Origin of the sequence: Brevundimonas sp. (assembly GCF_016463485.1) — a bacterium.
Classification (GTDB): Bacteria; Pseudomonadota; Alphaproteobacteria; order Caulobacterales; family Caulobacteraceae; genus Brevundimonas.
In genome coordinates, this window is sequence record NZ_JAEMRD010000173.1 from 1 (window position 1) to 6533 (window position 6533).

The 6533-nt window shown below is 66.3% G+C and carries 9 protein-coding genes; all 9 read left to right on the plus strand.

Translation table 11 applies throughout. From position 1 onward, the window contains the following. Positions 1-8: 8 nt before the first annotated feature. The 9 genes from JHC99_RS18830 to JHC99_RS16820 all read left to right on the plus strand — a co-directional run bounded on the left by JHC99_RS18830 (position 9) and on the right by JHC99_RS16820 (position 6363). The gene (locus JHC99_RS18830) at positions 9-113 is read left to right on the plus strand and encodes a hypothetical protein (protein ID WP_366927851.1); all 105 of its coding nucleotides are present in this window, start codon (positions 9-11) and stop codon (positions 111-113) included. 64 nt (positions 114-177) lie between these two features. After that, positions 178-2964: a formate dehydrogenase subunit alpha gene (gene fdhF / locus JHC99_RS16785; protein WP_292155780.1), complete on the plus strand. Its 2787-nt coding sequence runs from the start codon at positions 178-180 to the stop codon at positions 2962-2964. Further along, complete coding sequence (locus JHC99_RS16790) at positions 2961-3254, plus strand: formate dehydrogenase subunit delta (RefSeq protein WP_292155781.1); 294 nt, start codon at positions 2961-2963, stop codon at positions 3252-3254. The genes fdhF and JHC99_RS16790 overlap by 4 nt, the downstream gene beginning before the upstream one ends. Continuing rightward, on the plus strand, positions 3244-4275 hold the full coding sequence (gene moaA, locus JHC99_RS16795; RefSeq protein WP_292155782.1) for a GTP 3',8-cyclase MoaA: 1032 nt from the start codon (positions 3244-3246) through the stop codon (positions 4273-4275). The genes JHC99_RS16790 and moaA overlap by 11 nt, the downstream gene beginning before the upstream one ends. Beyond that, positions 4275-5108: a formate dehydrogenase accessory sulfurtransferase FdhD gene (gene fdhD / locus JHC99_RS16800; RefSeq protein ID WP_292155783.1), complete on the plus strand. Its 834-nt coding sequence runs from the start codon at positions 4275-4277 to the stop codon at positions 5106-5108. The genes moaA and fdhD overlap by 1 nt, the downstream gene beginning before the upstream one ends. Further along, positions 5105-5737 (plus strand): molybdenum cofactor guanylyltransferase, encoded by a 633-nt coding sequence (locus tag JHC99_RS16805; RefSeq protein WP_292155784.1) that lies wholly within the window; start codon positions 5105-5107, stop codon positions 5735-5737. Before fdhD ends, JHC99_RS16805 begins: the two co-directional genes overlap by 4 nt. Beyond that, positions 5722-5961, plus strand: coding sequence for a MoaD/ThiS family protein (locus JHC99_RS16810; RefSeq protein ID WP_292155785.1), 240 nt, complete (start codon positions 5722-5724; stop codon positions 5959-5961). The genes JHC99_RS16805 and JHC99_RS16810 overlap by 16 nt, the downstream gene beginning before the upstream one ends. 3 nt (positions 5962-5964) lie before the next feature. Next, on the plus strand, positions 5965-6099 hold the full coding sequence (locus tag JHC99_RS16815) for a hypothetical protein (RefSeq protein ID WP_292155786.1): 135 nt from the start codon (positions 5965-5967) through the stop codon (positions 6097-6099). Between the two features lie 66 nt (positions 6100-6165). Next, positions 6166-6363, plus strand: coding sequence for a hypothetical protein (locus JHC99_RS16820; RefSeq protein WP_292155787.1), 198 nt, complete (start codon positions 6166-6168; stop codon positions 6361-6363). Positions 6364-6533: the final 170 nt, after the last annotated feature.

Sequence of the window (6533 nt, forward strand, 5' to 3'; positions counted from 1 at the left end):
TCGGGTCGCTGTGCGCGCTGGGCGGCTTCACGCCGTACCCGGTGCTAAGCGCGCTTGACTATTTCCCTGAAGATTTCGGCGGCGCTTCGGTGCCGGCCATGGCGGCGGAGTAGACCGATGGCCTATGCGCGAGAGATTGACCTCGGGACTAAGCCGGCTCCTTCATCGGCACCGCTTGTGGACATCACCATTGACGGCCAGGTCGTCAGCGTGCCGGAAGGCACGTCGCTGATGCGGGCGGCGGCCTTGATGGGCGCGACGATTCCGAAGCTGTGCGCCACCGACAGCTTGGAAGCGTTCGGGTCTTGTCGCCTGTGCCTGGTGGAGGTCGAGGGTCGAGCGGGCTATCCCGCCTCCTGCACCACCCCTGCCACCGCCGGTATGGTCGTGCGGACGCAGACGGAGAAGCTGAAAAAGCTGCGCCGCGGGGTAATGGAGCTTTATATCTCCGACCACCCCCTGGACTGCCTGACCTGCGCGGCCAACGGCGACTGCGAGCTTCAGGATCAGGCAGGAGCGGTTGGCCTGCGCGAGGTGCGTTACGATCCGACGTCCGCCAACCACTTGGGTCAGGCCAAGGACACCTCGAACCCCTATTTCGACTTCGATCCGTCCAAATGCATCGTCTGCTCGCGCTGCGTGCGCGCCTGCGACGAGGTTCAGGGCACCTTCGCCCTGACCATTCAGGGGCTGGGCTTCGGCAGCAAGGTCGCCGCCAGCCAGGGCGAGGACTTCTTCGGCAGCGAATGCGTCTCGTGCGGCGCCTGCGTCCAGGCCTGTCCGACCGCCACCCTCATCGAGAAGAAGGTGGTCGAGGTCGGCACGCCCGACACCTCGGTGGTCACCACTTGTGCCTATTGCGGTGTCGGCTGCACCTTCCGCGCCGAGATGCGCGGCGAGGAATTGGTGCGGATGGTCCCCTGGAAGGAAGGCAAGGCCAACCGCGGCCATTCCTGCGTCAAGGGCCGGTTCGCCTGGGGTTATGCCAACCATCAGGAGCGCATCCTGAACCCCATGATACGCGCCTCGATCGACGAGCCGTGGCGCGAAGTCAGTTGGTCCGAAGCCTTCGGCCATACGGCGTCGGAGTTCCGGCGCATTCAGGCGACCTATGGCAAGTCGTCGGTCGGCGGCATCACCTCCTCGCGCTGCACCAACGAAGAGACCTTCCTGGTCCAGAAGCTGGTCCGGGCCGGCTTCGGCAACAACAATGTCGATACCTGCGCGCGGGTCTGTCACTCGCCGACGGGCTATGGGCTGAAGACGACCTTCGGGACCTCGGCAGGGACGCAGGATTTCGACAGCGTCATGGCGTCGGACGTCGTCGTCATCATCGGGGCCAATCCAACCGACGGCCATCCGGTCTTCGCATCCCGGCTGAAACGCAGACTGCGCGAGGGCGCGCGGCTGATCGTGATCGATCCGCGGCGGACCGATATCGTCCGGTCGCCGCATGTGGAGGCCGACCACCATTTGCCACTGCGGCCGGGTACCAATGTCGCGGTTCTAACCGCCATGGCCCACGTCATCGTCACCGAGGGGCTGAGCGACGAGGTCTTTATCCGAGAACGCTGCGACCTGTCAGAATACGCCGACTGGGCCGAGTTCGTGTCCGATCCGCGCCATTCGCCCGAGTCCACCGAGCCCCTGACGGGTGTCGCGGCGGCTGAGGTCCGTGCGGCGGCCCGGCTGTTCGCCACGGGTGGCAACGGTGCGATCTACTACGGTCTGGGCGTCACCGAACACAGCCAGGGCTCGACCACGGTCATGGCCATCGCCAACCTGGCCATGGTCACCGGCAACATCGGTCGCGAAGGCGTGGGGGTGAACCCCCTGCGCGGCCAGAACAACGTCCAGGGTGCCTGCGACATGGGCAGTTTCCCGCATGAACTGTCGGGCTATCGCCACGTCTCCGACGACGCGGCGCGGGCGATGTTCAAGGACCTGTGGGGTGCCGAGCTGGATCATGCGCCAGGCCTGCGTATCCCCAACATGCTGGACGCCGCCGTCGATGGCACATTCAAGGGCCTCTACATCCAAGGCGAGGACATCCTGCAGTCCGACCCGGATACCCGCCATGTCTCGGCCGGTCTGGCGGCGATGGAATGCGTGGTGGTGCAGGACCTGTTCCTGAACGAGACCGCCAACTACGCCCATGTCTTCCTGCCCGGCTCGACCTTCCTGGAGAAGGACGGCACCTTCACCAACGCCGAGCGTCGCATCCAGCGGGTTCGTAAGGTGATGACCCCCAAGAACGGCCTGGCCGACTGGGAAGTGACGCAAGGTCTGGCCCAGGCGCTGGGCTACGACATGGCCTACGATCATCCGTCGCAGATCATGGACGAGATCGCGGCCCTGACGCCGTCGTTCGCCGGCGTGTCCTACGACAGGCTGGACGAACTCGGCTCCGTGCAATGGCCGTGCAACGAGGCCGCGCCCGAGGGCACGCCGATCATGCATATGGACGGCTTCGTGCGCGGGCGAGGCAAGTTCGTGCGCACGGAGTACGTGCCGACAGAAGAACGGACCGGGCCGCGTTTCCCCCTGCTGCTGACCACGGGACGGATTCTCAGCCAGTACAATGTCGGGGCCCAGACGCGCCGCACCGAGAACAGCCGCTGGCATACCGAGGACCGGCTGGAGATCCATCCCCACGACGCCGAACAGCGGGGTATCGTCGACGGCGACTGGGTCCGCGTCGCGAGCCGGGCGGGAGAGACCTCCGTGCGGGCCGAACTGACCGACCGTGTCGCGCCGGGCGTCGTCTATACGACCTTCCACCACCCCGGCACCCAAGCGAATGTGGTGACCACCGACAATTCGGACTGGGCCACCAACTGCCCCGAATACAAGGTCACGGCGGTCCAGGTCGGCAAGTCGAACGGCCCCTCGGACTGGCAGGCCAGCTATACGGTCCTGTCCCATCGGTCGCGGCGCATCCAGCCGACGATTGCCGCCGAATGAGTTCGACGCTCGACAAGCTGATCCGCAGCGCCAACCAGATCGCCGCTGAGTTCGAGCATCAGCAGCCGGGCAATGCGTGCGATGCGACCTGGGACCATCTCTGGCATTTCTGGGATCCCCGGATGGTCGCGGAGATCGTGGCCTATGAACAAGCCGACGGTGCCGGACTGTCCGTGCCGGCCCGATCCGCCGTGATGAAACTGGCCGGTGGCCGCACGCCCGCGTCTCAGACCCAGGCGACTGAGTTCGGGCCGACGCCAGACGGAGAGGCACCGGCCGATGCCGGGTGAAATCCCTTCACCCCCCAAGGAAATGCCTCTGATCGATCCCCTGGGTCGGGTGATCGATTATCTTCGGGTGTCGGTGACGGATCGCTGCGACCTGCGCTGCACCTATTGCATGGCGGAACGGCAAACCTTCCTGCCTCGCGCGGAACTGTTGACGATCGAGGAGCTGGACCGGCTCTGTTCGACGTTCATCGACCTGGGTACGACACGGCTGCGATTGACGGGCGGAGAGCCGCTGATCCGCAAAGGCTTCATGGATCTGGTCGCGGGCCTTTCGCGGCATCTCAAGTCGGGTCGGCTGAACGAGCTGACCCTGACGACCAACGGCACCCAGCTGGCGCGTCACGCCGAGGCCCTGGCCCGTTATGGGGTCAAACGGATCAATGTGTCGATCGATACCCTCAACGCCGACGACTATCGTCGGATCACACGGGGCGGAGATCTTGCCGGTGTTCTGGCAGGGCTGGAGGCGGCGCGCAAAGCCGGCCTCGAGGTCAAGATCAACGTCGTGGCGCTCAAGGGCGATAATGCCGACGCACTCCCTGCCATGATCGCCTGGGCCCACGGTCTCGGAATGGAGATCACCCTGATCGAGACGATGCCTCTGGGCGAGATCGACGGCGACCGGATGGATCAGTATCTCCCTCTGTCCAGCGTTCGAGGCGCGCTCGCGCGTCGATGGAGCCTGATCCCGATGACCCGGCGCACGGGTGGACCGGCGCGCTATGTCAGGGTGGAGGAGACGGGGGGCGTACTCGGCTTCATCACACCCATGACCCATACCTTTTGCGAGACCTGCAACCGGGTGCGGGTCACTTGCACCGGAACCCTGTTTCTCTGCCTGGGCCAGGACGACCACGCCGATCTTCGCCAGGTGATGCGAAACTTCCGCGACGACGATGCGCCACTGCGGGCGGTGATACGGGAGGCGATCGCCCGTAAGCCCAAGGGCCACGACTTCTCGATCGCCCGCAGGGGCGCCTCGCCCGCCGTGGCCCGCCCGATGTCGATGACGGGGGGCTGATGACCCCGGTGTGCGCGACGGCGGCGTCCGCTCCGCTTCGAACGACCCACTCAGCACTTCGGACCGCCTGGAAGCGGGGCGGTGGCTTCATCTCGGGTCTTCGCTGCCTGCCTGAGGAGAGCGCGATCGCCATCGTGCACGACGCCTCGACCACGGCGGTGATGATGGCGACGCCGTCCGATCTGGAGGATTTCGCGATCGGCTTCAGCCTGAGCGAGGGCGTGATCGACGCCATCGAGGACATTCGTTCGATCGAGGTGGTCCAGGGCGACCTGGGCGTCGAGGTCCGGGTGTGGCTCGTCGCCGGAAAAGGGCAACGACTGGCGAAGCGCCGTCGTCGCCTGGCGGGTCCGACCGGATGCGGTCTGTGCGGCGTAGACAGTCTGGTCGAGGCGGTGCGGCCGCCGCGTCCCTTGCCGCCCGACGAAATGAAGGTGGAGGCCGAAGCTCTGATCGCCGCCATGGACGCCTTGGCGGAAGCGCAGACCCTGGGCCGGGAAACCCGCGCGGTTCATGCCGCCGGGGTCTGGACCTCTGCAGAGGGTTTGCTGGCAGTGCGCGAGGATGTCGGTCGGCACAATGCCCTGGATAAGCTGATTGGTGCCCGCGCCCGCGCCGGTGCCATGGGCGGCGTCGTGCTGCTTACCAGCCGCGTGTCGGTGGAGATGGTCCAGAAAGCAGCGGTCATGGGTGCGACCATCCTGTGCGCCGTGTCCGCACCAACGGCTCTGGCGCTGCGCACGGCGGAGGCCGCAGGCATGACCCTCGTCGCCGTCGCCCGGTCAGACGGGTTCGAGGTCTTCAGCCATCCGGACCGCGTGGTGTTCTCATGATGGTCGGCCTGGTGCTTTGCGGTGGCCGTTCGAGCCGTTTTGGCTCGGAAAAGGCCGTGGCACCTGTCGGCGACGGCGTGATGATGGACCGTCCGCTGGCGGCGCTGCGGCCTATCTGCCTGAGCCTGGCCGTTTCCGCGCGACCTGCTTCTGGTGCTGAAGCCCACGCTAACGATCTCGGGATCGCCTGCCTTCAGGACAACCCCAAGAGCGCCGAAGGCCCGTTGGCAGGAATTTGGAAAGGTCTGGAGTGGGCGGCGGAATGCGGCGCGACGTGGCTGGCGGTCGCGCCCTGCGATGCGATCACGGTGACCAGCCGTCATTATGACGGCCTCCAGCGCGCGCTTGTCGGCGACGCGGTCGCCGTCGTCGCGACGTCACGTTCAGGTTTGGAACCGCTGGTGTCGATCTGGCCGGTTTCTTCTGGGCTTGCCGCAGTCGTGGGGGCCTTGGCCGACGGCGGCCATCCATCGATCCGGAGCGTCCTGGACTGTCTCGGAGCCGTTCGGGTCCCACTCGACGATTATGACGGAGCGAACGTCAACTTCAGGCGCGATCTTCGGCAGGCCTCGCCCGTCACCCGTGACGATCCGTCGATTTGCCATGAGGCTCAATGGCGCGGGTGCTGATGTTCGGTGCCCTGGCCGAGGCTGCCGGCTGGCGAGCCCGCGATATCGAGGTCGGGTCGCTGGACGGCTTGCGGACGCTGCTGGCGGCCGAGGACGGGCGGCTGGGAGAGCGGTTGTCGGGGCCGGGGGTCTGTGCCGTCCTCAACACTGAGATGGTGCGTGGCGACCGGCCGCTGAAGGCCGACGACGAGGTCGCCTTCATCCCGCCGGTCAGCGGGGGCTGAGCCATGGTGCGGGTCCAGACGGATGCGATCGACCCCAGCGCCCTGTTGGCCGGCTTCTGTCGCGGTCGGACCGATGTCGGGGCCTTGGCCAGCTTCACCGGCCTGACGCGCGGGGCCACCGACGGGGCCGGACGGTGACCGCTGAATCGAGGCGCGGGCCGACGATCATGCCGACGCCGCCCGGTGGACCGCTGGAGAAACGCCATGACCGACGACATCCTCCCCGCGCCCGGCGGCAAGCTGGTCGAGGGGCCGATCGCGCCGATCCGGATCGCGGTCCTGACCGTGTCGGACACGAGAGACGAGGACAGCGCTGGTTCTCCGTTCCCTTCAGACGGCGAGCTCCGAGACATGGCGGTCCAATTTCGTGAAGGGCACGGGCCGGCCGTTGAAGGCCAGTGAGAGCGCGAATTTGCGCTGACGCATAGCCTGATTGCAGGACATCGGACGCGGGAAAGCCCGCACGGCGCGGGCCGAGCGGGATGGTCTCAAGTTATTGATAATATAAAGAAAAACGATGGCGGAGAGGGTGGGATTCGAACCCACGGTACCCTTCCAGGCACGCCGCATTT

What these genes read in the sequence shown, in the direction of transcription:
- JHC99_RS16815 (WP_292155786.1), top strand. Translation starts at nt 5,965, where the DNA reads ATGGTGCGGGTCCAGACGGATGCGATCGACCCCAGCGCCCTGTTGGCC.
- JHC99_RS16805 (WP_292155784.1), top strand. Translation starts at nt 5,105, where the DNA reads ATGATGGTCGGCCTGGTGCTTTGCGGTGGCCGTTCGAGCCGTTTTGGC.
- fdhD (WP_292155783.1), top strand. Translation starts at nt 4,275, where the DNA reads ATGACCCCGGTGTGCGCGACGGCGGCGTCCGCTCCGCTTCGAACGACC.
- JHC99_RS16790 (WP_292155781.1), top strand. Translation starts at nt 2,961, where the DNA reads ATGAGTTCGACGCTCGACAAGCTGATCCGCAGCGCCAACCAGATCGCC.
- JHC99_RS16810 (WP_292155785.1), top strand. Translation starts at nt 5,722, where the DNA reads ATGGCGCGGGTGCTGATGTTCGGTGCCCTGGCCGAGGCTGCCGGCTGG.
- JHC99_RS16820 (WP_292155787.1), top strand. Translation starts at nt 6,166, where the DNA reads ATGACCGACGACATCCTCCCCGCGCCCGGCGGCAAGCTGGTCGAGGGG.
- moaA (WP_292155782.1), top strand. Translation starts at nt 3,244, where the DNA reads ATGCCGGGTGAAATCCCTTCACCCCCCAAGGAAATGCCTCTGATCGAT.